At 69.2% G+C, this 23,533-nt stretch carries 25 protein-coding genes; 13 read left to right on the top strand and 12 right to left on the bottom strand.

What is annotated here, in order from left to right; genetic code table 11:
- The first annotated feature begins 2 nt into the window (after nt 1-2).
- Both ygfZ and FB559_RS09080 read left to right on the top strand, forming a co-directional pair.
- A complete protein-coding gene (gene ygfZ / locus FB559_RS09085) occupies nt 3-965 on the top strand; it encodes a CAF17-like 4Fe-4S cluster assembly/insertion protein YgfZ (RefSeq protein WP_141955189.1) in 963 nt (320 codons plus the stop codon).
- A 112-nt stretch (nt 966-1,077) separates the two neighbouring features.
- Nucleotides 1,078-1,533: a hypothetical protein gene (locus FB559_RS09080; RefSeq protein WP_246121464.1), complete on the top strand. Its 456-nt coding sequence runs from the start codon at nt 1,078-1,080 to the stop codon at nt 1,531-1,533.
- Nucleotides 1,534-1,569: 36 nt separating this feature from the next.
- Here the strand turns inward: FB559_RS09080 and dtd are convergent, their stop codons facing one another.
- Nucleotides 1,570-1,995, bottom strand: coding sequence for a D-aminoacyl-tRNA deacylase (gene dtd, locus FB559_RS09075; protein ID WP_141955187.1), 426 nt, complete (start codon nt 1,993-1,995; stop codon nt 1,570-1,572).
- Between the two features lie 100 nt (nt 1,996-2,095).
- Between dtd and FB559_RS09070 the strand changes: the two genes are divergently transcribed.
- The 3 genes from FB559_RS09070 to FB559_RS09060 all read left to right on the top strand — a co-directional run bounded on the left by FB559_RS09070 (nt 2,096) and on the right by FB559_RS09060 (nt 4,920).
- Entirely contained in the window at nt 2,096-2,920 is an 825-nt protein-coding gene (locus FB559_RS09070; RefSeq protein ID WP_141955186.1) for a beta-keto acid cleavage family enzyme, read from the top strand.
- A 28-nt stretch (nt 2,921-2,948) separates the two neighbouring features.
- Complete coding sequence (locus FB559_RS09065) at nt 2,949-3,872, top strand: asparaginase (RefSeq protein WP_141955185.1); 924 nt, start codon at nt 2,949-2,951, stop codon at nt 3,870-3,872.
- 64 nt (nt 3,873-3,936) lie between these two features.
- Complete coding sequence (locus tag FB559_RS09060) at nt 3,937-4,920, top strand: phosphotransferase enzyme family protein (RefSeq protein WP_185792109.1); 984 nt, start codon at nt 3,937-3,939, stop codon at nt 4,918-4,920.
- Between the two features lie 159 nt (nt 4,921-5,079).
- Here the strand turns inward: FB559_RS09060 and FB559_RS09055 are convergent, their stop codons facing one another.
- Both FB559_RS09055 and FB559_RS09050 read right to left on the bottom strand, forming a co-directional pair.
- Nucleotides 5,080-5,373 carry a hypothetical protein gene (locus FB559_RS09055; protein WP_185792108.1) on the bottom strand — a complete coding sequence of 98 codons (294 nt, stop codon included), beginning with the start codon at nt 5,371-5,373 and terminating at the stop codon, nt 5,080-5,082.
- Between the two features lie 181 nt (nt 5,374-5,554).
- Nucleotides 5,555-7,210, bottom strand: coding sequence for a DUF2207 domain-containing protein (locus FB559_RS09050; RefSeq protein ID WP_141955184.1), 1,656 nt, complete (start codon nt 7,208-7,210; stop codon nt 5,555-5,557).
- A gap of 284 nt (nt 7,211-7,494) precedes the next feature.
- Between FB559_RS09050 and FB559_RS09045 the strand changes: the two genes are divergently transcribed.
- Nucleotides 7,495-8,412: a neutral zinc metallopeptidase gene (locus FB559_RS09045; protein ID WP_246121462.1), complete on the top strand. Its 918-nt coding sequence runs from the start codon at nt 7,495-7,497 to the stop codon at nt 8,410-8,412.
- 10 nt (nt 8,413-8,422) lie between these two features.
- Here FB559_RS09045 and FB559_RS09040 read toward each other — a convergent pair whose 3' ends face one another.
- Nucleotides 8,423-9,493 (bottom strand): aldo/keto reductase, encoded by a 1,071-nt coding sequence (locus tag FB559_RS09040; RefSeq protein WP_221639930.1) that lies wholly within the window; start codon nt 9,491-9,493, stop codon nt 8,423-8,425.
- A 97-nt stretch (nt 9,494-9,590) separates the two neighbouring features.
- Between FB559_RS09040 and FB559_RS09035 the strand changes: the two genes are divergently transcribed.
- The 4 genes from FB559_RS09035 to FB559_RS09020 all read left to right on the top strand — a co-directional run bounded on the left by FB559_RS09035 (nt 9,591) and on the right by FB559_RS09020 (nt 11,644).
- A complete protein-coding gene (locus FB559_RS09035; RefSeq protein ID WP_141955182.1) occupies nt 9,591-10,247 on the top strand; it encodes a TetR/AcrR family transcriptional regulator in 657 nt (218 codons plus the stop codon).
- A 101-nt stretch (nt 10,248-10,348) separates the two neighbouring features.
- A complete protein-coding gene (locus FB559_RS09030) occupies nt 10,349-10,732 on the top strand; it encodes a helix-turn-helix domain-containing protein (RefSeq protein WP_141955181.1) in 384 nt (127 codons plus the stop codon).
- An 8-nt stretch (nt 10,733-10,740) separates the two neighbouring features.
- Complete coding sequence (locus FB559_RS09025) at nt 10,741-11,121, top strand: hypothetical protein (RefSeq protein WP_246121461.1); 381 nt, start codon at nt 10,741-10,743, stop codon at nt 11,119-11,121.
- Nucleotides 11,122-11,308: 187 nt separating this feature from the next.
- Nucleotides 11,309-11,644 (top strand): DUF2516 family protein, encoded by a 336-nt coding sequence (locus FB559_RS09020; RefSeq protein ID WP_246121459.1) that lies wholly within the window; start codon nt 11,309-11,311, stop codon nt 11,642-11,644.
- A gap of 4 nt (nt 11,645-11,648) precedes the next feature.
- On the opposite strand, the gene FB559_RS09015 is transcribed toward FB559_RS09020, so the two are convergent.
- Nucleotides 11,649-12,365: an SGNH/GDSL hydrolase family protein gene (locus FB559_RS09015; RefSeq protein WP_141955178.1), complete on the bottom strand. Its 717-nt coding sequence runs from the start codon at nt 12,363-12,365 to the stop codon at nt 11,649-11,651.
- A gap of 349 nt (nt 12,366-12,714) precedes the next feature.
- On the opposite strand from FB559_RS09015, the gene FB559_RS44520 reads away from it, so the two are divergent.
- The gene (locus tag FB559_RS44520; protein ID WP_221639929.1) at nt 12,715-13,143 is read left to right on the top strand and encodes an alanyl-tRNA editing protein; all 429 of its coding nucleotides are present in this window, start codon (nt 12,715-12,717) and stop codon (nt 13,141-13,143) included.
- 10 nt (nt 13,144-13,153) lie between these two features.
- On the opposite strand, the gene FB559_RS43735 is transcribed toward FB559_RS44520, so the two are convergent.
- The 3 genes from FB559_RS43735 to FB559_RS08995 form a co-directional block, all read right to left on the bottom strand.
- Nucleotides 13,154-14,419, bottom strand: coding sequence for a LamG domain-containing protein (locus FB559_RS43735; RefSeq protein WP_185792107.1), 1,266 nt, complete (start codon nt 14,417-14,419; stop codon nt 13,154-13,156).
- A gap of 114 nt (nt 14,420-14,533) precedes the next feature.
- The gene (locus tag FB559_RS09000) at nt 14,534-15,097 is read right to left on the bottom strand and encodes an NlpC/P60 family protein (RefSeq protein WP_141955176.1); all 564 of its coding nucleotides are present in this window, start codon (nt 15,095-15,097) and stop codon (nt 14,534-14,536) included.
- Nucleotides 15,098-15,320: 223 nt separating this feature from the next.
- Entirely contained in the window at nt 15,321-15,944 is a 624-nt protein-coding gene (locus tag FB559_RS08995) for a TetR family transcriptional regulator (protein WP_141955175.1), read from the bottom strand.
- A gap of 72 nt (nt 15,945-16,016) precedes the next feature.
- On the opposite strand from FB559_RS08995, the gene FB559_RS08990 reads away from it, so the two are divergent.
- Both FB559_RS08990 and FB559_RS08985 read left to right on the top strand, forming a co-directional pair.
- Nucleotides 16,017-18,281 (top strand): MMPL family transporter, encoded by a 2,265-nt coding sequence (locus tag FB559_RS08990; RefSeq protein WP_141955174.1) that lies wholly within the window; start codon nt 16,017-16,019, stop codon nt 18,279-18,281.
- Between the two features lie 28 nt (nt 18,282-18,309).
- Complete coding sequence (locus FB559_RS08985; protein ID WP_141955173.1) at nt 18,310-19,275, top strand: DUF5996 family protein; 966 nt, start codon at nt 18,310-18,312, stop codon at nt 19,273-19,275.
- On the opposite strand, the gene FB559_RS08980 is transcribed toward FB559_RS08985, so the two are convergent.
- The 4 genes from FB559_RS08980 to FB559_RS08965 all read right to left on the bottom strand — a co-directional run bounded on the left by FB559_RS08980 (nt 19,257) and on the right by FB559_RS08965 (nt 23,117).
- On the bottom strand, nt 19,257-20,165 hold the full coding sequence (locus FB559_RS08980) for a M56 family metallopeptidase (protein ID WP_141955172.1): 909 nt from the start codon (nt 20,163-20,165) through the stop codon (nt 19,257-19,259). The two genes, FB559_RS08985 and FB559_RS08980, sit on opposite strands and share 19 nt — an antisense overlap.
- Nucleotides 20,166-20,170: 5 nt before the next feature.
- Nucleotides 20,171-20,530 carry a BlaI/MecI/CopY family transcriptional regulator gene (locus FB559_RS08975; RefSeq protein WP_281286239.1) on the bottom strand — a complete coding sequence of 120 codons (360 nt, stop codon included), beginning with the start codon at nt 20,528-20,530 and terminating at the stop codon, nt 20,171-20,173.
- 123 nt (nt 20,531-20,653) lie between these two features.
- Nucleotides 20,654-21,025 (bottom strand): YbaB/EbfC family nucleoid-associated protein, encoded by a 372-nt coding sequence (locus FB559_RS08970; protein WP_141955170.1) that lies wholly within the window; start codon nt 21,023-21,025, stop codon nt 20,654-20,656.
- A gap of 88 nt (nt 21,026-21,113) precedes the next feature.
- On the bottom strand, nt 21,114-23,117 hold the full coding sequence (locus tag FB559_RS08965; RefSeq protein ID WP_141955169.1) for a hypothetical protein: 2,004 nt from the start codon (nt 23,115-23,117) through the stop codon (nt 21,114-21,116).
- Between the last annotated feature and the right edge of the window lie 416 nt (nt 23,118-23,533).

The raw sequence follows: 23,533 nt of genomic DNA, 5'->3' as shown, positions 1-23,533 counted from the left end.
GTATGGACAGCCCGCTGTTGAGCACCCCCGGAGCCGTATCGGCCGATTCTCCCGACACGGAGGTCGCGGCACACTACGGCGAACCCTCGGCCGAGCAGCGCGCGCTCGCGACCGGTGCGGCGGTCGTCGACCGCAGCAATCGCGGTGTCGTGCGCATCGCGGGCGCCGACCGGCTGCGGTTCCTGCACAGCCTCACCAGCCAGCACCTCGAGTCGCTGGCGCCGGACTCGCCGGCCGAGGCCCTGCTGCTCAGCCCCAACGGTCACGTCGAACACCACCTCGCCCTGGTCGATGACGGCGAGGCGGTCTGGGCGCACGTCGAGCCGGGCATGGCCGCGAGCCTCGCGGAGTTCCTCGACCGGATGCGGTTCCTGATGCGGGTCGAGGTGACCGACGAGACGGAGTCGTACGCCGTCGTGACGCTAGCCGGCGCCGAGGCGCCCGGCGGTGCCCTCAGGACGACGGACGGCCTCATCGTGCCGCGCAAGGAGCTCGAACGCGACTGGCACGCGCGTCTCGCCGGGCTCTGGGCGTACGAGGCGCTGCGCATCGCCGCCCACCGCCCGCGCCTGGGTCTGGACACCGACCACCGGACCATTCCGCACGAGGCCGGCTGGATCGATGTCGCCGTGCACCTCGACAAGGGCTGCTACCGGGGCCAGGAGACGGTCGCGCGGGTGCAGAACCTCGGCCGCCCGCCGCGTCGGCTGGTCTTCCTTCATCTCGACGGGAGCGTCGACCACCTGCCCGCGCACGGCGACCCGATCGAGCTGGGCGGCCGCACCGTCGGCTTCGTCGGCTCCGCCGCACGTCACTACGAGCTGGGACCGATCGGGCTCGGGATGATCAAGCGGAACACCCCGGTCGAGGAGCCGCTTCTCGCCGGTGGCGTGGCGGCCTCGCAGGAGGTCATCGTCTCCCCTGATTCGGGATCTACCGTCAAGATCGACCTTCGTCGCCGATAATCGGATATCCGTCAGGCAAACAAGATCATAACGGGCGGCGCTCATGGGAAGGTTCTCTCCGTCGGATGGTGCGTCGGACGGCGCACCGGAGACCTCGGCGAGGAAAGGGAACATGGGGCGACGGCGGCGTCGGGAGCGGGAGCCCGTCTACATCTGGTGGGTCGCCATCGGCGGATTAATCGTCGCGGCGATCGTGCTCGGGGCCTGGCGGCTGGCGCTGCTCGGCGTACTGGCCTGGTGCCTGTACGAGTTCTCGCTGAACCCCACCGTCTGCCGGGTGATGACGAGGCAGGGGTTCGCCTGCCACGAGCCGGTGCGCGGACGTCTGTTCGCCTGCTCGGCCGCCCACCAGCGGGTGAAGAACGACGCGGTCTGGCGGGCGTTCGGCCTGCCGAACCCCTTCAGCCGCACCACGTCCCACGATCCGAACCGGGATACCGGGGTGGTCGTCTACTCGCCGGCGGTGCGTGCCCGGCTGGCGCAGAACGACCGGCTCGTGCTGACCGCCGCAGGGGTCGCCAGCCTGGTGGGCATCATCATCGCGATACTCGGCATCATCGCGTTCTGAGCCCGCCGGGTGTGGACCTGTCAGGTTCCGGGCCCGTCACATGTCCAGGATCAGGGTGACCGGGCCGTCGTTGGTCAGCGAGACCTTCATGTCGGCACCGAACCGGCCCGTCTCGACCCGGGCCCCCAAGCGCCGCAGGGCCTCGACGACCTCCTCGACGAGCGGCTCGGCCACCGGTCCGGGCGCGGCGGCGATCCAGGACGGCCGGCGGCCCTTACGGGTGTCGCCGTAGAGCGTGAACTGGCTGATCACCAGAAGTGGCGCACCGAGGTCGGAGCAGGAGACCTCGCCGTCGAAGACGCGCAGTCCCCACAGCTTGGCGGCGAGCCTGGCCGCCTGCGCGGGTGTGTCGTCGTGGGTGACCCCGACGAGGACCATGAGGCCGGGTTCGTCGATCGCGCCCACCACGTCACCGTCGACGGAGACACTCGCCTGGCTCACCCGCTGCACCACCGCTCGCACGAGATGGCATTCTGCCGTACGGGCCCCAGACGCCTGGCATCGCGATGAATTACGAAAAATTTTACGCCGAACAGGGCGTTTACTTGAAATCATGTTGTCCATGGCCAGAACACTGATAACCATTGCGCCCACGGGCGCCGAGGCCGAGAAGGTCGCCGCCCCGGCGCTCCCGGTCACACTTGAAGAACTGGTCCACGCGGCCAAGGAATGCGAAGGCGCCGGCGCGGCCGTCATCCACGTCCACATCCGCGACGCCGAGGCCCGGGCGACGCTCGACCCGATCCGGCTCCGCGACACGGTCACCGCGCTCCACGAGAGCACGAACCTCATCGTCCAGCTGTCCACCGGCGGCGCGGTCACGGACCCGTACGAGCATCGCCTGAAGGTCCTCGACGCCGCGCCGGACGCCTGCTCGCTCACCTGCGGCACCGTCAACTTCGGCACCGACGTGTTCATGAATCCCTGGCCCTTCATGGCCGAGCTCTACCAGCTCACGCAGGCGATGGAGATCGTGCCGGAGTTCGAGCTGTTCGACCTGGGCCAGGTCGCGTCGCTGCGCCGCCTGCTGGACACCTACGGCGCGCCGTACGGCGGGCACGTCCACTGCGATCTCGTCATGGGAGTGCCCGGCGGCATGCCGGGGGACGCGCGCTCGCTGGTCGCCGCGGTCGACGCGCTCCCCGAGGGAGCGACCTGGTCGGCCACCGGGATCGGCCGGACCACCCTGCCGGTGATGTACGCGGCACTGTCGGCCGGCGGTCATCTGCGGGTCGGGATGGAAGATACTCTGACGTACGCCAAGGGTCGGCCCGTAACGGCCAATTCCCAGCTCGTGGAGCGTGCGGCCACCCTGGTGAAGCTCGCGCAGCGGGAGCCGATGTCCCCGGACGAGGCACGGACGTTCCTGGGCGTGAAGCGCCGCTGACGGCGCCCGCACAGCCCGAAGGGGGAAGATGAATCCCGTCATCATCGAAGTGGAACGTTCCGGTTTCGTGGAGTCGCGGCACCGCGGATCGGTGTCCGGGCTGGCCGCCGACGGATCGGCGGTGGTACGCCTGGGGACCGTCGATGAGCCGATCTTCCCGCGTTCGTCCAACAAACCGATGCAGGCGGCCGCGATGTTGCGGCTCGGTCTCGGTCTCGAGGGCGAACTCCTGGCGCTCGCGTCGGCCAGTCACTCCGGGGAGGACTTCCACGTCGAGGGCGTGCAGAAGATCCTCGCCGGGGCCGGGCTGACCCCCGAGGACCTCCAATGCCCTCCGGCGCGGCCGATCGATCCCGAGCTCGCCGTCGTCCGCGACAAGTCCCGGCTGCGGATGAACTGCTCCGGCAAGCACTCCGCGATGCTCGCCACCTGCGTCATCAACCACTGGCCGACCGAGTCCTACCTGGACCCGGACCATCCGCTGCAGGTCGCGATCAACAAGACCGTGGCCGAGCTGACCGGCGACGAGATCGCCGCGACGGGCGTGGACGGATGCGGTGCGCCGCTGTTCGCCGTCACCCTGACCGGCCTGGCCCGCGCGTTCCGCGCGCTCGTGCTCGCCGCGCCCGGCACCCCCGAACGCCGGGTCGCCGACGCGATGCGCGCCCATCCGCAGTGGACGTCGGGCACCGACCGTGACGAACGCCGGCTCATGGAGGCCGTTCCGGGCCTGCTCGTCAAGGGCGGCGCGGAGGGCGTCGACGCCTTCGCCCTCGCGGACGGCCGCGCCGGCGCGGTCAAGATCGATGACGGGGCGGCTCGTGCACGTACCCCGGTGACCGTCGCCACGCTGCGCGCCCTGGGCGCGGACGGTGTTCCCCCGGAGCTGACCACGGGGCCGGTGCACGGTGGCGAGTCGATCGTGGGAGAGATCCGCGCGGTCGGGTTCTGAGCGAGGTTCGAGCGAGGCGATATCGCGGTGCGGAGCCGGCCGTGAGCGCCTACCGTGATCGGCCATGAGGACGCGACCCAAAGATCTTGACGAGGAGCGGCTGCTCCAGGCCCTGGGCGACTGGGGAATCGGCGGGACCTCGCTGGAGTACGCCCCGGTCGGTTTCGGCGACCATCACTGGATCGCTGCCGGTGACGCCGGGAGAAAGTGGTTCCTCACCGTCGCCGACCTGGACCTCAAGGGCGAGCCGGACTCGCACGCCGCTCTACGGAGCCTGACCCGGGCCATGGAGTCCGCCGCGGCCCTACGCGATGAGGGACGCCTGGATTTCGTGGTGGCGCCTCTGCGGGCCGCCGGAGGCGAGACCGTCCGCCGGCTGGGGCCCCGGTACGCCCTCAGCGTCTTCCCCTTCGTGGACGGCACCCCCGGGGACTCCGACCGGCCATGGACCTCACGCGAACGCCACGCCGTCCTGGATCTGCTCGCCGAGTTGCATCGTCAGGCGGCTCCGGCATCGGTGCCCGTGCTCGATCCCGGGCTGTCGATGCGCAGCCTCCTGGAGAGCGCCCTCGACGACGCGGTCCAATGGGGGAGCGGGCCGTTCGCCGAGCCCGCCAGAACTCTGCTCTCCACGCACTCCACCGCCATCCGGCGCCGGGTGGCGGAGTTCGACGGGCTGGTCGAGGACCTCGGCAGAGGCGGTGGCGCACCCGTCCTCACCCACGGCGAGCCGCACGAGGGCAACCTTCTGTGGCACGAAGGCCGCTACCTGCTGATCGACTGGGACACGGTCGGCCTAGCGCCGCCCGAACGCGACCTGTGGTCCGTCGCAGAGAGCCCAGAGGACCTCAAGCGGTACGCCGAGGCCACCGGAAGGACACCCAGCGACTCGGCCCTCATGCTCTACCGGCTCCGCTGGGACCTTGAAGAGGTGTCCAGCTACGTCGACTGGTTCCGCGCACCCCATGAGCATTCCTCCGACACCGAAGAGGCATGGGCGGGGCTGGTGGAATCGGTCGAGAACCTTGGAGAGTTCGATCGCCGTTAGTACGGCGAGCCGGGCGCCATGGTCGGCGCCCGGTCTCGGGGATATTCGCCCAATTCGAGCGAGCAGGGTCTGACAATAACGGTGACAGTTCTCCTCATCGACGATGACTCGGAATTGTTGCCGCTAGGCCGGCCCTTTGTCCCTGCTGGTCCGTGGTTCCTACCAGCCGCGGTGGTGGTGGTACCGGTGGTGGCGGTGGTGCCTGTGGTGACGCCGGTGGTGGCGGTGCCGGCGGTGGCGATACCGCCTACGCCCTTCGTCCCTGGTCACCGTACGCGCGTTCGCGACCAGCGACTGCGCCTGCCCGGCGGTGGCCGAAGCGGGGCCGGCCACGACGGGTGCGCCAGTGATCGAGGCGATGTCGCCCTCCGCGAAGGCGGGTGAACTCATGATCAGGGCGCCGGCTGCTGAAATGGTCACCAGGCCAGCGGCGGCGCTTAGCTTTTTTCGCACGTCGTCTCCTTGTTACCGGAATTGGCACGAGACCCATTAGTATCGGCGCTCTCGTGGTCCTCTACAGCTTCCAGTATCCCGGCGTAATATCCCGATGACACAATGCAAAGGTAAGGTCCTCATAAAACTGGACATTTCCGGCCTTTGACCTATTGGTCAGGTCGCCGGCGCGGTCACCCGGTCAGGACAGGGTGCGAAACTGCCGGGAGGCCGAGATCGCGCCCGAGGTCGCCAGGGTGAAGCTGCGCATCGACTCGGCGAAGTTGGACAGGTCCCACTCGGCTGGACCCTCGTACCAGTAGAGGTTGTCGGCCCGTTCGCCGTCGCCGCCGACGTCGGCCACCGTCCCCGCCCAGCGCGAGACCGAGTCGAACACCACCGCGTACGGGAGGTAGCGCGAGAACAGGGCGATACGGTCCCCGGACGAGGCGTCGGGCGCCTCGCCGCGGTAGAGGTGCGCGCGGAAGCCGAGCGTGTGGGCGAGCACGGTCGCGCCGCGGGTGGTCTTGGCGGGCATGTACTGGCCGCCGATTGCCAGCGCCGCCCCGGCGATGATCAACGCCAGGCCGATGAGAGCCAGGTGGGTGTACAGCGCCAGCCCGATCGTGCCGATGACGCCGAGCGTGGCGAGCACCGTTCCGGTGGTGGTCCAGCGGGTGCGCTCGGAGTCGGGCCGCCGGGTGAACCAGCCCTGCCGTACGACGTCCTCGTACAGCGCGCCGCGTACCGCCGACAGCTCGCCGGCGAACGTGCCGCCGAGCTCGGAGAGGCGCACCACCTCACGCCCGGTGAACAGGGCGTCGTGGAGAAGCCGCTCGTAGGGCATCAGGTCGTCGCCGGGCCGGTCCAGGCGGCGCAGCTGCCAGTCGAGACGGCCGTACGTCTCGCGGGACAGCTCCTCGATCAGCAGGTAGCGGCGTACGGCCAGGTCGATGATGGTGGCGGTGACGTCGATGACGTCGGCCTGCTCGTCGATGAGTGTGCCGATCTGGCCGGGCCGTACACCGTCCGGGGGTGAGAACTCCCCGTCGTCCACCGGAGCGTGGTCGCCCTCGGCCGCCTTCTTGCTGACGATGCGGGCGTCACGGCCGCGGGTGGAGTAGAGCAGGGCGATTCCGCCGAGGAGCAGCACGAGGAGGCCGACGAGGGCGGCTCCCGTCACCCGGTTGACCGTGAACGCCGCGGCCAGGGTGTGCCGCTGGTCGAGCATCGGCTTGCCCGACGTCGTCCCGGGCGGGTACCCGATCACGATGGTGAGGAACTCACCCGGCTGGAGGCTCTCCTGCCGGAACTCCGCCTGCACGTGCGTGTGGTTGGTGAAGAACTGCGTGCAGCCCACCGTGCTGTCCAGCTCGCCGGCGAAGCAGTTGAGGTCCTGCACGGCGGCGCCGGACTCGACGGTCACCTCGGTCTGCGCCACCGGGACGTTCCAGCCGCCCGCGGCGACCCAGTTCAGCTCCTGCCGTCCGGACAGCGGCGTCATCGTGCCCCGCACGGTGTAGGACAGCTTCACGGTGTGCTGGCCGGGACCGCCCCCCGACGGCGTCACGATCGTGCGTTCGGCCTCGGTGGTGACGGTGCCGCCCCGCACGTCGGCCAGCTCGAAGAGGCGGTCCTGGCGGTCGTCGACGTGCTTGAGACGGACGAAGGCCCTCTTCACGCCGCTGCCCTGGAAGGTCACCGTCTCCTTGGCGTGGAGGGTGCCGTCGGAGGACGCGGTGAGCGCGATGTCGTCGGAGACGACCTGCCCCGAAGCCTCCGCATGGGCCGGCACCGCGCAGGCGAGAAGCCCCGCCGCGGCGGCGGGGGCGAGGAGGAGCCGCGTCCGTACCAGCATGGGCGCACAGCGTACCGGTGAACGTCCTGCCGCTCAGAGTCGGCGCGGAGCAGGACGCGTGTGGTGAGCGGCCTCCAGGCGGCGCGGGCTCTCATGAGCACGACGTACGCGACAGCGAGTGATCCGGTTTTTCCGTGCTATGCGATGATTCTGGTCGCGGCCGCCTCCCGTCCGTCGGGACCGGTGCCAGCGGGAACCCGATCGCGAGGAGGGACGGAGAGCGCGTGGCAGGCCCCGATCGTTCGCCTTCGCCGAGTGGTTCCGCGCCGCACCCTCCGCCGTCCGTGCCGTCGCCCCGATCGCAGAACTACGGCTACCACCGGCCCGCCCGCCGCCCGCGGCGTACCGCGAGCGCCGTGGTCATCGGGGCTCTGGGCGGCGTCGCGGCGCTGTTCGTGGTGGCGGTCGTCGGGTTCTGGGTCGCCGGGAGCGGCCGAGAGCCGGGTGCCGGAACCAACGGGAGCCGGCTGCGGGCGGGCAGCCAGACGCAGGCCCTCTCGGGCCCGCTGTACAGCAGCGGCACCCTCCCGCGCGTCGAATGCCGGCTGCCCAAGATCGCCGAGCACGACGACCGGTCGATGCTGAAGTTCCTCCAAACGCTTTCCAACTGCCTGGACGACGCGTGGAACCGGCAGTTCGCCAAGGCGGGGGTCAAGGGGTTCACCGCACCGCAGCGGGTCTTCTGGAGCATGCCGGGCAGCAGCCCGTGCGGGTCCTACCCGGCCCCCGGCGCCTCCGCGTTCTACTGTCCGGTCAACGACACGATGTACGTCGGCCTCAGCAATGTCGTCGACACGGCCGGCGGCGAGCCGGTCTCGCACTACGGCGTGTACGCCCGGGTGATCGCCCACGAGTACGGCCACCACGTGCAGGAGGACGCCGGGATCCTGGAGTACGGGCACCGGCTGATGGCCTCCGGCGACACCGACGCGCGTGCCGAGGCGAGCCGGCGGATCGAGCTGCAGGCACAGTGCTTCGCCGGGGCGTTCCTGTCCGCCGAGCGCCGCACGCTGCCGATGACCCAGGCCCAGTACCGCGCGATGGTCGCAGACAATCGCGCGCGCGGCGACGACGAGTCGAGGCCGGACCTGCGCGACCACGGATCCGGGCGGCACTACGCCGGCTGGGTGGTCAAGGGCTACCGCGACGGCGCCCTGTCGGCCTGTGACACGTGGACGGTCCCCGCCTCCGACGTCTCCTGACCGCGGGCGTTCACACGACGGGCACGGGGTGCCTGTGGAACCGCTGTGCGTCGCCGCCGAAGGCGAGCTCCTGGAGGTTCCCGTGGCCGACCGCGCTCACGCGGTCGAGCCGGTCGTACTGCTCGGCGCTCAGTTCCAGATCCAGCGCGGCGAGGTACTCGCGCAGCTGCCCGAGGGTGCGCGGGCCGACGACGGGCACCAGTGCCGTCGTGGAGCGTGCCGCGCGGCCGGCGAGCCAGGCGACCGCCACCTGCGCCGGGGTGGTGCCGATCTCCTCGGCCACCGCCAGGACGGTGTCGAGGACGGCGGTCCGGTGCTCGGTGTCCTCGACCTGCACGCCGGCGCCCCACGCGGCCAGCCGGCCGTCGGCGCCGCGGCGGTACTTGCCGGTGAGGAGTCCGCCGCCCAGCGGCGAGTAGAGGCACGTGCCGAGCCCGAACGCCTCGGCCGCGGGCAACAGGTCGCGGTCCGCGCCGCGGTCGCTCAGGCTGTACGCCTCCTGAACGCCCACGAGCGGTCCGCCGCCGCGCAGCGCGGTGGTCGCCGCCGCGGCGGCCACGCGCCATGCCGGGAAGTTCGACAGGCCGCCGTGCAGGATCTTGCCCGCGCGCTTCAGGTCGTCGAACGCGCCGAGGATCTCCTCCATCGGGGTGACGCCGTCGGGCAGGTGCACCCAGTACAGATCCACATGATCCGTGCGCAGCCGTTTGAGGCTGCTCTCCAGCGACCGTACGGCGTTCCGGTGGCTGTTGCCCGTGGCGTTCGCGCCGGATCCGTGCGTGGCGTTCCTCGTGTACTTGGTGGCGACGACGAAGTCGTCACGGCGTCCGTCCAGGAATTCCCCGACGAGCTCCTCCGCGTCGCCGGACTGGTAGGCGTCGGCGGTGTCGATGAAGGTGCCGCCGGCCTCGGCGAAGGCCTCGAAGATCGCGCGGGCCTCCTCGGGCCCGGTGCGCGCGCCGGGGCCGTTGCCGAAGATCGCGGTGCCGAGGGCGAACTCCGACACCCGAAGGCCGGTCAGGCGGCCGAAGGTCTGGTAGCGCATCGCCCTGCTCCTCGGCGGTGACTGATCCGTGGTCACGTGAGCTCCTGTCGGCCGATAAAGGGAGGCCCCCCTCATGTTCAGGGAAACCGTAGCACGGAATATGAGGACCCCCTCCGGTTGGTACGCTCAGGGCATGACCTCTGGCCCGGAAGGCCCCCGCACCCTGCGCCGGGACGGCAGGCGCAACCGCGACGCCCTGCTGGCCGCCGCCCGCGAGGCGTTCGCCGAGCACGGGCTGGGCGCCTCGCTGGAGGGAGTGGCCCGCGCGGCGGGCGTCGCCATCGGCACGCTCTACCGTCACTTCCCCACCCGGGGCGACCTCGTGCGGGCGGTGTTCGCCGACAAGCTGCGGATCGTGGTGGACGCCGGTGAACGCGGGCTCGAGCTGGACGACGCGTGGGAGGGCTTCCTGCTGTTCCTGGAGACGCTGTGCGGGCTCCAGGCCGAGGACCGGGGGTTCAACGACCTGGCGTCGTTCAACCGGCCGGCGACCGGTGAGGCCGCCGAGGTGCGCGACCGCGTCAACGAGCTGTGGGGACGGCTGCTCGTCCGCGCCCAGGAGTGCGGCGTGGTGCGCCGCGACCTCGTACTCCAGGACATGACCATCCTCGTCTGGTCGCACAGCCGGATCATCGAGGCGACCTACGGCATCGCGCCGCGCGCCTGGCGCCGCCATCTGCACCTGATGCTCGACGCCTACCGCGCCGAGCACGCGCACCCGCTGCCCGAGCCACCGCTGACCGACGCCGAGCTGGATCTCGCGACGGCCCGCATCAGCGGCGCCTCCTGAGTCGCGGCGTCGCGCCGAGCATGATCGCGATGTGACTCGTCTCACCGAAAGTGCTTGCAACTCTGCTTGCAATAGCAAGCAGAGCGACGCACAGTAGACACATGGCGACTTCCAAAGTCGGCTCCATCGGGGACTACATCCGGGAGCAGCGTCAGCGGGCCAAGGTCTCGCTGCGTCAGCTGGCCGAGGCCACGGGTGTTTCCAACCCGTACCTGAGCCAGATCGAGCGCGGGCTGCGAAAGCCGAGCGCGGAGATCCTGCAGCAGATCGCCAAAGGTCTGCGCATCTCCGCCGAGGTCCTGTACGTACAGGCCGGGATCCTCGATGAGCGCGAGTCCGACACGGACGTCCAGGCCGCCATCCGCGCGGATGTGGCCTTGTCGGAGAGGCAGAAGCAGGTGCTCCTCGACATCTACGAGTCGTTCCGTAAGGAAGAGGGGGACCCTGCGGAGGCCGCCACCCGAATGACCCCACCGGAAGGATGAGAAGCACGATGACCATCACCGACAAGCTGCGTGACAGCAAGGCCTTCTACGTCGCCGCCGGTGCCGGCGACCTCGCCGTCGAGAAGCTGCGCGAGGTGCCGGACCGCCTGAACAAGCTTCAGGAGAAGACCGACCCGAAGGACATCGGCGGCGCCGCCGTCGCGTACGTGACCCACGTGGGCACGCGCGCCGTCGAGGTCTACGACGGGCTGGCCGAGCGCGGCAAGCGCATCGTCAGCCGCGTCGACCGCCAGAAGGCCACGCAGGAGCTCGAGGAGTCGGCCAAGGCCACGGTCCGCAGGGCACGTACGGCCGCCGGCTCCGCCAAGAGCACGGTTCGCTCGGCCGCCAAGGCCACCGGCGACGCGTCGAAGAAGGTCGGCACCTGAGTCGAGGTGACCGGTCGGCCGCCGGAGATTTCGGCGGCTCCAGCATGAGGGCCCGGGCGGGACGACCGCCCGGGCCCGTACGTTTTCCGTCTTCGAAACGGTCCTGGCCCCGGCGAAGCGCATACGCTGGGGCCGTCAGGGAGAGATGTCGCGGCGTTCCGGCGCCGCCCACCGCAGGGAGTCAGCCGTGCTCGGAGGAGCCCAGGGTGTCGTGGCCTACCTGTTCTGGGCCGTGGCGATCGTCGCGTTCGTCGTGGAGGTGTGGGCTTTCGCCGACGCCGTACGACGTCCGGCCGGTGCCTACACGGCCGCAGGCAAGCTCACCAAGAACCTCTGGTTGATCATTCTGGGGATCGCGCTGCTGTTCGGTCTGGCAGGCGCGGTCCAGCTCGTCTCGATCATCCAGATGCTGCCCGTCATCGGCTTCATCGGTGCCGCGGTCTACCTCGCCGACGTGCGCCCGGCGGTCCGGCAGTACGGCCGCGGCGGGTCGTCCTCCTCGGGCCCGTACGGGCCCTGGTAAGTCCCTACGGCTTGGCGAGTTTGAGGGTGCGCAGGTCGGCGACGAGCCGGGTGGCGATGTAGCGCGCGCCCACGGTGCTCGGGTGGATGCCGTCGCGCAGGATGTACCTCGACGCGTTGCCGGTGCCCTGGACGCGGTCCCCGGTGATCCAGCGCTCTCCGAGCGGGTCGATGAAGGGCACGTGCTGCTCGCCGGCGACCCCCTCCAGCGCATCGCGCACGTCCTCGACCGGAGGCGTGGGGTCGCCGCCCCACATCGGACCCACGACCAGCACGCGGGTCCCCGTCCAGGTGTGCTTGATCGTGGTCAGCAGCTGCCGGGCACCTTCGGCCACCGCCTCGGGTGAGTGGAGTTGGTCGTTGTGGCCGCCCGACACGATCACCAGGTCGGGCGCGGGCCGCCAGGCGAGCTGCTCGACGAACAGGTCGAGGAAGTTCTTGTCGATGTGTCCCTTGGACACGAACCCGGTGCCCCGGTAGCCGCCGATGATGACCTGCCAGCCGAGCGTACGCGCCGTGTCGGCGGCGTAGGTGAGCTCCGGGACCTGCCCGAGACGGCCGGTCGTGTAGCTGTCGCCGAGGAACATCACGACGGGCGTGTGGTGGGACACGGGCTTGGTGGGAGAACTGTCCGCACGTGCCCTGCGCGCCGTGCCTCCGCACCCCGCGGACGCGAGGAGAGCGGCAACGGCGGCGACGCTGCACACCACGCGTCGTCTCATGCCGCTCCTTAGCCCGCGCCCGGTTCCCGGGCGTTCTATGGTGACCGTTATGGCGACGACGCATCGGACACGACGACTCGAGCTGGCCGACCAGACACTACGTGAGTGGGAGGCGGTCGTACTCGAGTCCGGCCCCGAGGGGATCGTCCTCGACCGTTCCGCATTTTATCCAGGCGGCGGAGGACAACCAGCCGATCTTGGGGTCTTGCTGTGGCAGGGAGTGCAGACTCACATCGCCGGAGTCCGAAAAGGTGAGGATCTTTGCCTCGTCCCCGCCGAAGGTGACCCCATCCCACCTGCGGGTACACCCGTACGCGCGGCGGTAGAGGACGATCGACGCACCAGTCTCATGCGGACACATTCCGGGCTCCACGTTCTGTGCGGCGTCGTCTTCCGCGACTACGGCTGCCTCGTGACGGGAGGCAACATGGAGCCCGGCGTGGCACGGATGGACTTCAACCTGCCCGAGGTGCCGCCCGGCTTCAAGGAGGCCGTCGAGGAGGCCTGCAACGCCGAGATCACCGCCGACCGGCGCATCGACGTCCGGACCCTGCCGCGCGCCGAGGCGTTCGAGATCCCCGACATCATCCGCACCGCGACCAACCTCGTCCCCGAGGACGTGGAGGAGGTCCGCATCGTCGACATCGTCGGCCTGGACACCCAGGCCGACGGCGGCACCCACGTGGCCTCCACCCGCCAGATCGGCCGCCTGCGCGTCGCCAAGGTCGAGAACAAGGGCCGCGGTTTCCGCCGCGTGCGCATCAGGATCGAGGACTGACCGCGACCCGTCAGGCGCGGTGCCCGGCGACCGCGCCGACCTGCGCGCGGTCGAGTACGGCGGGAAAGACGCGCACGTCGTCGATGGCGCCGTGCCAGCCGTCGACGGGCTCACCGTCATGAATCGCCCGTCCGATGTCCAGCGGGCCGTTCGCGCGGGTCAGGGAGGCGCGCGTCCGGCACGCCTCGAGTGCGCCGTCGACGTACAGGCAGACGCGCCGGTCGGCAGGATCATGGACCACGGCGAGATGGGTCCATCGCGCGGGTACGGGCCGCAGGCCGGCGAAGACGGTCTCCTTGCCCATCGCCCACCCCTTGCGGCGGTCGGGCATCATGAACGCCCAGTCCCGGTGCTCGGCGTCGTAGTCCAGTAACGCGACGTCCGGTGCTTTCGCGCCATGGTGCTCGCTGACGACGGTGCCCCAGTCGTCGGTCTCGTCCAGGCGTACCCATGCCGTGATCGTGAAGGGCTCGTCGGTGCGGACGATGGGCCCGCGTGCCGTCACATGGCCGCCGCCGTCGAACGTCAGTGCGTGGCCGCCGGGGGCCGCCGTGCGGGTCGCGCCACCGCCGATCGCCGCGTCCGCGCCGTGACGGGAGGAGTCGTACGCGGTGGAGCCGCCGGTCTCCTCGAAGCGCCACCAGGCCGCCGGCGACGGCAAGGGCGTGCTCGCGGCCGTCGCGGGATCCCCGGCCTGAGGACGGCCCTGCTCCGGATGGCCCTGCTCCGGACGGGACGAGGCGCCGAGGACCACCATTCCCGCCAGCAGCATCGCCGCGAGGGGCGCCATCCGGCCGATCCGCCGGGCGAGACCGGGCCGGGCGCCGGGCGGCCCGGCGTCACGCGGCCGTACCGGCACCGGGGGTGTGCCCGCGTCATCGGGCGGCCGGGCCGGGCCGGTGTCCTGAAGGTGGTCACTGCCATCGGCCGGGTGGGCCGTGCCGGCGTCATACGGCGTGGCCGGCGAAAAGGTGGGTGCGGCGGCGCCGTCGCCGGTGTTCAGCCGCTGGCGCACCGCGACCCAGAGGGCCACGGTCTCCTCGTCGCAGCCGCACGCGCTCACCAGCGCCGCGAGGAGTTCGGTACGTGGGAGCGAGTCACGCTTGAGCGCCGTGGCGATGGTGCTGTGCGGCAGGACGTGGCCGCGTCGCATCGCCTCTTTCTCGAGTCTGCGGTAGGTCAGGTCCGACCACGCCTTGAGCCGCCGTAACTGGGCGACGAACTCGGCCGGAGAGGCCGCATGACGGGGGTCCGGGGCCGAGCTCTCAAAGGGCACGACGCGAAACCTATCGCGTCCTATCCGGATGGTCGTCATTTGTCCCCACTCAGAATTGAACGGTGAATGACGCGATGGGGACCGTTGCGCCCGTGAACGGTCCCCATCTTGCGCCTACTTCACGTTCTTGTAGCGGATGCCGTAGTAGTGGTTGGCCTTGACGTAGGACCAGGACCAGTACTGCTTCTGGGCGTGGCTGCCGGAGTGCGGCTCGGAGTAGACGTTGACCCCCTTCGAGCTCTTGGAGACGACGAGGACGACGTGGCCGCGGGCCGTACTCGTCGCGTAGTGGGTGAGAGCGTCACCGGCGGTGAGCTTGCTCTTCGACACCTTCTTGGAGACTCCGAGCAGGCTGCCGGTCCAGTACGAGGTGTGCAGGCCCCAGGCCATCGAGACGAAGCCCGAGCAGTCCCTGCGGTAGCGGCCGTACCCGTTGCAGTACGTGCCGGTCTGGGAGTAGGGGACCTTGGCCGTGACCCAGCTCTTGCCGCGCTTGAGCATCGTGGCGCGCGACAGGTGTGAGTTCTTCGCGGGGGTCTTCCCACAGCTCTGCGCGGACACCTCCGCCGAGAGCGGCGCGGCGTCGGAGGCCGCGTGCGCGGTTCCGGCGCCGGCCAGACCGGCCATCGCCAGCGTGGCGAGTTGCAGGGGGATGAGCGATTTTCGAGCGATGTTCATGGCACCTCTCCTTTTTCGGGGGTCGGGCACTTTCGCCGTCACCTTTCGCGAGTCGCGATCGGTGGTCATAGCTCTAGTGACTGGACCGTCCGAGTTACAAGGAATTGTGCTGTTCGAGCCTGTTCGCATCTGTTCGAGGAGCCAGGTCGAACGGAGTCGGGCGAGGTGACGCGCAGGTCGGCGAGGCGGCGGTGGAATACCGCGGCCGATGGGTGAATGACGCTCAGGCGGGGCCCGGCCGGGTGATGCCGGGGATCGACTCGAGGACCTGCTCCACGATCGCGAGGGCGCGCTCGGCCGCCTCGCGGGTGCGGTCCGGGCCGTACCCCTGGGCCCGGCAGTACATGATCGCCGCTCGCAGGCCGCCGAAGGCCACCCCGATGACGGTCACGGCGGTCACGTCGTCGACCTCGGGGGCGATCTCGCGCAGGACGTCGACGAAGCCGTCCTCGGCGTCCGACAGCCGCTTGAGTGCCATCGCCTGAAGGGAAGGGCGCTCGCGGATCAGGGCGACCTGGATCGCGCCGTACTCACCATCTTCGGCCGAGATCGCCCGCAGGAGCGCCTCGGTGACTCGGCGGAACGTGGCCAGCGGCGTCTCGCCACCAGGTCGCTCGGCGAGCCCGGCGCGCACGTCGGCCAGGCGCTCGTCCATCTCCGCGAACACCACGTCGTCCTTTGACGGGAAGTAACTGAAGAACGTGCGGGGCGACACCTCGGCCGCCGCGGCGATGTCGGAGATCGTGGTCTCCTCGTAGCCGCGCTGGTCGAACAGGCGAAGGGCGGCTCCGGCGATGGCCCCGCGGGTGCGCAGCTTCTTCCGCTCCCTCAGCCCCATGTGATCCATTTCACCAATATATACACTCGATGCGACTTTGCAGGCGTTGCACCTTTTTTGGCGCCATGCTGTCCTTGTCTCATGGCACGGATACTGGAGCGGATTGGGCGGTTCTGTGCCCGGAACCGGCGGTGGGTCTTCGCGGTCTGGGGCGCGGTCGCGGTCGCGGCGGTGGTTCTCGGGGCGACCGGCGGCGGGACCTTCGTCCAGCAGGACCGGTTGCCCGGTACCGAGACCCAGCGCTCGATCGACCTGCTCCGGCACAACTTCCCCGACGTGACCGGGCCGACCGCCACCATCGTCTTCCATCCGCAGCGCGGCGTCTCGATGACCGACTGGCGCGTCGCCGTCCAGGTCGGGCAGGCCATCAAGCAGATCGGCGAGCTGCCACGCGTGGCCACCGTCGAGAACCCCTACGGCGGCACCGGGGGAGCCAAGGGGCCGAACGCCGTCGTCGCGGTCGCGCATCTCAAGGGCACCGCACGTGACCTCGGGCCCAGCGACATGCGCGCCCTGGACGAGGCCACCGAGCCCGCACGGCTCGCCGGGGTCGACGTCGACTACGGCGGCATCGTCTCGCTGATCCTGAACCAGCCGAAGGCCGGTCCGGAGGAGGGCATCGGCGTCGTCCTGGCGCTGGGCGTGCTGCTGCTGGCCTTCGGGTCGCTGCTGGCCGCCGGGGTGCCGATCGTGGTCTCCCTCGTCGTGATGGCGGTGGCGTACTCCCTGATCCACTTCGGCGCGTCGCTGTTCCAGGTCCATCCGACCGCGCCGATGGTCGCGGCGATGCTCGGTCTCGGTGCCGGCATCGACTACGCGCTGTTCGTGGTCACACGGCACCGGCGGCAGCTGGCCGACGGCATGGAGGTGGAGACCTCCATCGGCCGCGCGCTGGCGACCTCGGGGCACGCCGTGGTCTTCGCCGGTGGCACGGTCGTGTTCGCGATCTGCGGGCTGTGGTTCTCCGGCATCACGTTCATCGGGATCATCGGCCTGGCCAGCGCGGTCGCGGTCGCGCTCATGGTGGCCGGCGCGCTCACCCTGCTGCCCGCGGTGCTCGGCGCGCTCGGCACCGGAATCGACCGGTACCGGCTGCCGCGCCTACGGCCGGACAAGGCCACCGACCGATGGGAGCGCTGGGGGCGGCATGTGGACGGGCACGCCTGGCCGTACGCGATCGCCGCGACGCTGTTCCTGCTCTTCCTCGCGATCCCGGTCCTCACCCTGCGTTTCGGCATCATGGCCGACAGCACCCTGCCGCACTCCAACAGCGCGCGGCGGGCGTACGACGTGACGGCCAAGGAGTTCGGGCCCGGCTGGTACAGCCCGTTCGCGGTCGTCGCCGCCGTTCCGGCTCCCGCGGCGCCGACGCGGTCGGCCGAGTCCACCAAGACGGCGAAGGGCTGGACGGAGCTGCGCCGCGAGCCCGGCGGGCGGCTGGAGGTCAGCCCGGACGACCGGCCCGCTCCGAACCCGGAGGCGAAAAGGCTGGGTGAGGATCTGCGGCGGAGGTTCCGCGGCGTCCACAACGTGGCGGCGGTCTTGTCTCCCGTGGTCGCGGGGGACAGCGTGATCGTGACGGTGATACCCGGCTCGCCACCGCAGGCCGCGGCAACCGCGGACCTGGTCCGGAAGCTCCGCCAGGACGTGATCCCGCCGGTGGTGAAGTCCTACCCGGGGTCGCGCGCCTACGTCGGCGGCGAGTCGCCCGCGATCATCGATATGGCCACCATCGTCAAGCAGCGCATGCCCTACGTCGTCGCGGTGGTGGTCGGCGTCGCGCTGGTCCTGCTGGTCATCGCGTTCCGCTCGGTGCTGGTGCCGCTCAAGGCCGCGCTGATGAACCTGCTGTCGATCGGCGCCTCGTACGGCGTCGTCACCGCGGTCTTCCAGTGGGGCTGGGGGATACGCCTGCTCGGGCTGGACCAGCCGATGCCGATCGTGTCGTTCGTGCCTCTCTTCATGTTCGCGCTGGTCTTCGGGCTGTCGATGGATTACGAGGTGTTCCTGCTGTCCCGCGTGCGGGAGGAGTATCTGCGCACCGGCGACCCGCACGAGAGTGTCGTCACGGGCATCGGGTCCACCGCCCGGCTCATCACCTCGGCCGCGCTGATCATGATCTGCGTCTTCCTGAGCTTCCTCGGCCAGCCGGACACGATGGTGAAGATGATGGGCATCGGCCTGGCATCGGCCGTCGCCGTCGACGCGACCGTGGTGCGCCTCATGCTCGTCCCCGCGCTGATGAGCCTGCTCGGCCATGCGAACTGGTGGTTCCCCGGGCGGCGACGCCCGGCGCCGCCCCGGAGCGAGGAAGCGGCCCCGCGGGAGTTCGAAACGGTCGGCTGATCCGCCGGGATGGGGGAACATCGATGCCATGGAATCCTTCCCCGCCATGCCGCTGGCCGAATGGCAGGACACGAAAGCCACACTTCACCGATTCGCCCAGATCGTCGGCAAGATCCGGCTGGCCGCCGGCGTCCGTCGCAACCATTGGTGGGGAGTGCCGTTCCATCTCACCGGGCAGGGTCTGACCACCCGCCCGATGGGGCAGGTCGACGGCAACCCGATCTTCACCATCGACTTCGACCTCATCGGCCACCGGCTGCTCGTCACGACGATGGACGGGCGTGCGGTGTCGTTCTCGCTTCCCGGGCGGTCCGTCGCGTCCTTCTACCAGGAGACCATGGGGGCGCTGGCGAGCCTGGGCGTCCAGGTGGAGCCGGCCATACCGCGGCCGTTCGACCTGCCCGACTCTGAGCGGCCGTTCGCCGAGGACACCGAACACGCGAGCTACGACCCGCTTCAAGTCACCCGGTACTGGCAGGTCCTGAGTCAGGTGAACCTCGTCCTGGAGGAGTTCGCCGCGCGCTTCTCGGGCAAGGTCAGCCCGGTGCACCACTTCTGGCACACCTTCGACATCGCCTGCACGCGGTTCTCCGACCGGATGGTGGACCAGCCGCCCGAGAACGACCCGGTGACCCGGGAGGCGTACTCCCGACAGGTGATCAGTTCCGGCTTCTGGTTCGGCGACGACGCCTTCCCCGAACCGGCCTTCTACTCCTACACCGCTCCCGAGCCCGCCGGGCTCGGGGACGAGCCGCTGCTACCCGCGTCCGCGCGGTGGATCGAACAGCGGGGCGGTCATCTCGCCGTCCTGCGGTACGACGACGCGCGTGCCGAGGCCGATCCGCGCGCCACCGTCCTGTCCTTCTATGAAAGCGCCTATCAGGCCGGGGCCGACCGCGCCGGGTGGGACGTCATCGGGCTCGCCTGTCCCGGCGGGATCACCGACCCACAGGCGACTCCGGCGACGGGCGGGTCTCAGGTGGGGATGGCGTAGAGGATTAACGGAAGCACGGCGACGAGGGTGGCACCGGCGAGCATCGCGCCGCGCATCGGCCGGGGCAGCGGCGCCGGTGCCAGCAGCCGCCGCACGCGCACGAGGATCGGACTGGTCTCGTCGGCACCGATGACGCCGAGTGTGCCGACCGGCGTCGGCGCGGATCCGGCGGAGGCGAACCTCAGCAGCGCCGTGGCGAGCTCCTTGGCCGGGCGGTGCCGGCGCGCGCGGTCGTCGGCCGCCATCTCGATGAGCAGCTCGACCGCGTCGAGGGTGCGGGCGACGATGCTCGACTGCGGGAAGATCCGGCGCAGCGAAGTGAACGGCAGCAGGACAAGATCGTGGCGTTCGCGTGCGTGGGCCCGCTCGTGCGCGAGCACCGCGGCCAGTTCGTACGGGGCGAGCAGCTCGAGCGTGCCTGCGCTGACCACGACCTGGGAGGAACGTACGCCCGGAACGCAGTAGGCGGCGGCGACCGGATGGTCCAGGACGAGGGTGCCGGGCACGTCCGGGTCGCCGTGGGCGACCAGGGCCAGCAGCGCGCGATGGCGCCGCCGCGCGCGGACGACGGCCGCGATGGCGACCAGCAGGACGCCGATGAGCAGGAGCGCGAGCATCAGCCCGGCGGCGACCGCGGCGAGCCGGACCGATGACAGTACCCCGGGGTCCTCGAAGGTACGCGCCACGCCGACGAGGATGCCCTGGCCGTACGGGGCGACGCCGAAGCCGAGCAGGGTGCCGATGGAGGCGAGGCCCCAGGCGAGGCCGAGCGCCTGCCAGAGCGCGATCGCGGTGCGGGGCGTGCGCCAGGTCCACCGGGCGCGGGTCAGCAGATGCGCACCGAGCGCGCTTCCGGCCGCCATCAGGGCGAGCAGGGCCGTGCCGGTCATGCCGGTTATGTCCCTTCCACCTCATCGAGGACGCGGCGCAGGAGTTCCGCCTCGTCGCCCGACACCGAGCGTGCGAAGTGAGCCAGGGCCGCGTCGCGGTCACCGGTCATGCTGAGCGCGCCCAGCATCAACTCGGCGACGTACGCTTCCCTGGTCGCGATCGGACGGTAGCGCCAAGCGCGCCCCTCGCGCTCCCGTACGAGGAAACCTTTTTTGGCGAGCCGGTCGAGCACCGTCATCACCGTCGTATGCGCGAGGTCACGTTCGTCGGCGAGCGCACGCCCGACCTCGCGTGCCGTGGCGCCGTTGTCCCGGTGCCACAGAACCTCCATGACCGTGCGTTCAAGCTCTCCAAGACCCTTCACACACCACATCCTATCCGCCGTAGTACTACAGCGCGTAGTAGGAGTGTCGCACCGACGACGCCACACCGGCCGAGCCGCTCGACACGAGCCATGGCCAGTGAGGGGCCGGTTGGTCTACGCGGTCTACTCTCGCCGATCCTTCGGCGGCGGGCCTGGCATGCCGGGCAACGGACCCCCACCGTCCTCGATCACATCGTGGACGATCTGGTTGCCTCGGCGCTCGGCATCCTCCTGAGCCGCCCGAATCGCCACTGTCACTCCCTCGGCCAGGTCCTCGCTGGGCATCCGCAGGGCGCGCGGTTTAATAACGATCTCCTCCAGCAGACCGTTCGCGTCGGTGACGGCATGGACCATTCCGTCCCCGCTCTCGCCTTTGCCGGTGACCCCGCTGAGCTCCTCTTGCACTTGCTCCAGACGACGCATCGTCTTCTCGGCCTCGTCGGCGGCTCGCTCGAGATCCTCAGGCCGGAGATTGAACGGGTTGAAGTCGAACACCCCAGAGAATCCCTTCGCTCGGAGCCGGCGGCGCCTGCGGTCGAACGCGACTTCATGCGTGCTGAACGTGGCCGACCGGTCATCGGCTTCAGTGTGAGCTCTTGGCCGCCGGATCCGGAATCGTCGGGATTTTCAGGACCATGCCATCGCGAATCATGTCCGGATCATCGCCGATCAGGTGGCGATTGGCATCGTAGATGACCCGCCACATGCCGGCGTCTCCATAAACCTTCGCCGCGATGTGCGTCAGCGAGTCGTAGTCGCTGTAGCCCCACCGGCTAACGGTGACGTTCTGGCCACCGACGGTCTGGGGTGGAGCCGGGGTGGGCGGGGGCTGGGGCGGATCGGGTACGGACGGCGGCTGCGGGTATCGCGGTGCGGGCGCGGTACCGGCCTGCGTCGGTACGTCCCACTGGTTCCGATCCATGTGGGGTGAGGGCCCGGCGGTGGCGAAGGCACGCATGCCCGCGAGGCCGATACTCGGCTCGTAGCTCAGGAGCGAGCTCTGCGCCATGGTGCCCGGCAGCTTGTTGAACGCGGTCGCCTTGATCGGCAGTGCGGTCAATGGAGTGAAGATAGTTTTCCCTGCGTCCATCTTCTGGACGAACCAGGGCGGAGGCGTAGTGGAGTCCTTGGGAATCCAGATCGGGGCGGCGTAGGGATCGACCGGCGATGTGTAATGAAAGCTACTGAATCTATTGAGGATGGGAATCCGGCTCAGGCCGGGCACCTTGTAGGTCGCGTTGGTCGCAAGAGACTCATAGGGAACAGTTGGATCCACACTCGTGTTGAGCAGCCGGTGGGTTCCCGCCAGGGCCGACGCGTCAACCTCACTGAGCACCGAGACCGGCTTTGACGTGTAGCTACCGACCTGTACAGGAGTCTTCTCCACGGCCACCGGCACGAGTTCTTGATCGAAAGGATTGAGGCTACTGGGTTTCCACTGCAGTACGACAGGTCGTCCGTCCGGCGTGAAGGAGTGCGACTCATCCAGTAGCTTGCGATCGATCAACTGCCAGTCCTGGGAATTCTTTACTGCTATCTCTTTCAGTCCCCCAGGACCCGGGAATTTGTTGCCGATCCAAGCGTTGAACCCGCCGGCCACCGCAGCCGACATGCCCCAGCGAACCACGATGCTGTTCAGCGGGTTTTTGCTGTCCCACAAGGGCTTGGGATCGAAGACCGTGTCTATCAGGGTGAGCGGAGCCACACCCGCGACCGCACCAAAACCCAAGTTGAGCAAGCGTGAGTTGTTCGCAGCCAGTTTCGTGAGCCCCGCCGTCTGTCCGACCGGGCCGGTCAGGCCACCGAACCGGCCGATGAAGAGCAGATCTCCGATCTGGCTGATGGACATCGCGGTTGGATCGGTCCACTGGTGTGGCTTTCCCTGCACGCCGTCCACCACGGCGCTGCCCACCTGGAACACCTCATTGGCCAAAACCGTCGCGCCAAGGTTCCCTGCCAGAGACCAGCGGCCGACGGTCTTATTGGCCTGCATCGCGCGGAGGAAAACCGACTGGTTGCCGACGGCTTCTCTTCCGTACAGCGTGAACGGCTTGAGGAGGCGGAGCACGACGGCGGCCATGCGCTGAATCGACGCGAACGTCGACGTCAGCTCACCGGCCGTTGCCAGCACCCTGGTCTCGACAGCCCAGGCTGCGGCCATTCCGGCCAATGTAAAAACGGCGGACAACGCGGCGCCCGCACCCATCCAGAAAATCACAGATGCAATAAGCTTGTTAAATGCATGCTTGGTCTGGCCGGCTGCCTCAGCGATTGTGTCCAGCGCCTTGGCGGCCTCGTTGCATCGCTGGATGACTTCAGCGTCGCTGATGTTCTTGGAGTTGCCTGGTGGATTGATGTAATCTTTCCACCAGTCATCAAAGTTGGTGCGAGCGGCTCCGGCCCATTGAGAATCCGTCAATCCCTGCTGTGCCGAAGTTATGTTGTCATCGTGCAGCGTCTGTATCTTGCCGGCGAGATTGCGGCATTCTTGCGCCATGTCCCTGAGCTGTTTTTCATCATTGTGATCCCCAAGCGTGGCCACGCAATTTTCGAGGACCTTTATAAGATCAGGAATCCATTCGAACATCAATCATCCTCCGTAGGCTCACTAAAGTGGGTAGGCGGTACCAAAATATGGTTGCCTGGAAATCCCAGAGTTCCTACCGGAGGGGCTTTGCGGGCTCCGCGTCACTGTAGTTTCTCGCGGAGGTCTGGAGCATTTTGCTGCAGTCTTCCAGGGCATCTTGCCTTAGCGACATGTGGCTTAGCATCCCATTGTAAAACTCTTGGTACGCTGCGGCGACCTCATCAGAGGATCCGCCTTCGATAAATCCGAAGCACCGAGATGTCGGTTGGGCGCCCAACCTGAAAGCATCGATAGCGGGGAAGAGGCTCTTCGCGGCGTCGGAGCAGGCGTTTGCGGCCTTGGACAGCCCTTCCCAGTGGACCTGGTATCCCTCAAGTGGTGGAGCCACGGCAACCTCCTCTGTGCAGCGTCCCCGG

Origin of the sequence: Actinoallomurus bryophytorum (assembly GCF_006716425.1) — a bacterium.
Classification (GTDB): domain Bacteria; phylum Actinomycetota; class Actinomycetes; order Streptosporangiales; family Streptosporangiaceae; genus Actinoallomurus; species Actinoallomurus bryophytorum.
The sequence above is the reverse complement of the archived record's forward strand: the minus strand, read 5'-3'. Positions and strand labels throughout refer to the sequence as shown.

Coding starts and splice junctions, on each gene's coding strand:
- ygfZ (WP_141955189.1), top strand. CDS start 3: ATGGACAGCCCGCTGTTGAGCACCCCCGGAGCCGTATCGGCCGATTCT.
- FB559_RS44520 (WP_221639929.1), top strand. CDS start 12,715: ATGCGGACACATTCCGGGCTCCACGTTCTGTGCGGCGTCGTCTTCCGC.
- FB559_RS09060 (WP_185792109.1), top strand. CDS start 3,937: ATGAGGACGCGACCCAAAGATCTTGACGAGGAGCGGCTGCTCCAGGCC.
- FB559_RS08965 (WP_141955169.1), bottom strand. CDS start 23,117: ATGTTCGAATGGATTCCTGATCTTATAAAGGTCCTCGAAAATTGCGTG.
- FB559_RS08990 (WP_141955174.1), top strand. CDS start 16,017: ATGGCACGGATACTGGAGCGGATTGGGCGGTTCTGTGCCCGGAACCGG.
- FB559_RS09030 (WP_141955181.1), top strand. CDS start 10,349: ATGGCGACTTCCAAAGTCGGCTCCATCGGGGACTACATCCGGGAGCAG.
- FB559_RS08980 (WP_141955172.1), bottom strand. CDS start 20,165: ATGACCGGCACGGCCCTGCTCGCCCTGATGGCGGCCGGAAGCGCGCTC.
- FB559_RS09025 (WP_246121461.1), top strand. CDS start 10,741: ATGACCATCACCGACAAGCTGCGTGACAGCAAGGCCTTCTACGTCGCC.
- FB559_RS09000 (WP_141955176.1), bottom strand. CDS start 15,097: ATGAACATCGCTCGAAAATCGCTCATCCCCCTGCAACTCGCCACGCTG.
- FB559_RS09015 (WP_141955178.1), bottom strand. CDS start 12,365: ATGAGACGACGCGTGGTGTGCAGCGTCGCCGCCGTTGCCGCTCTCCTC.
- FB559_RS09065 (WP_141955185.1), top strand. CDS start 2,949: ATGAATCCCGTCATCATCGAAGTGGAACGTTCCGGTTTCGTGGAGTCG.
- FB559_RS08985 (WP_141955173.1), top strand. CDS start 18,310: ATGGAATCCTTCCCCGCCATGCCGCTGGCCGAATGGCAGGACACGAAA.
- FB559_RS09070 (WP_141955186.1), top strand. CDS start 2,096: ATGGCCAGAACACTGATAACCATTGCGCCCACGGGCGCCGAGGCCGAG.
- FB559_RS09050 (WP_141955184.1), bottom strand. CDS start 7,210: ATGCTGGTACGGACGCGGCTCCTCCTCGCCCCCGCCGCCGCGGCGGGG.
- FB559_RS09080 (WP_246121464.1), top strand. CDS start 1,078: ATGGGGCGACGGCGGCGTCGGGAGCGGGAGCCCGTCTACATCTGGTGG.
- FB559_RS09035 (WP_141955182.1), top strand. CDS start 9,591: ATGACCTCTGGCCCGGAAGGCCCCCGCACCCTGCGCCGGGACGGCAGG.
- FB559_RS08995 (WP_141955175.1), bottom strand. CDS start 15,944: ATGGATCACATGGGGCTGAGGGAGCGGAAGAAGCTGCGCACCCGCGGG.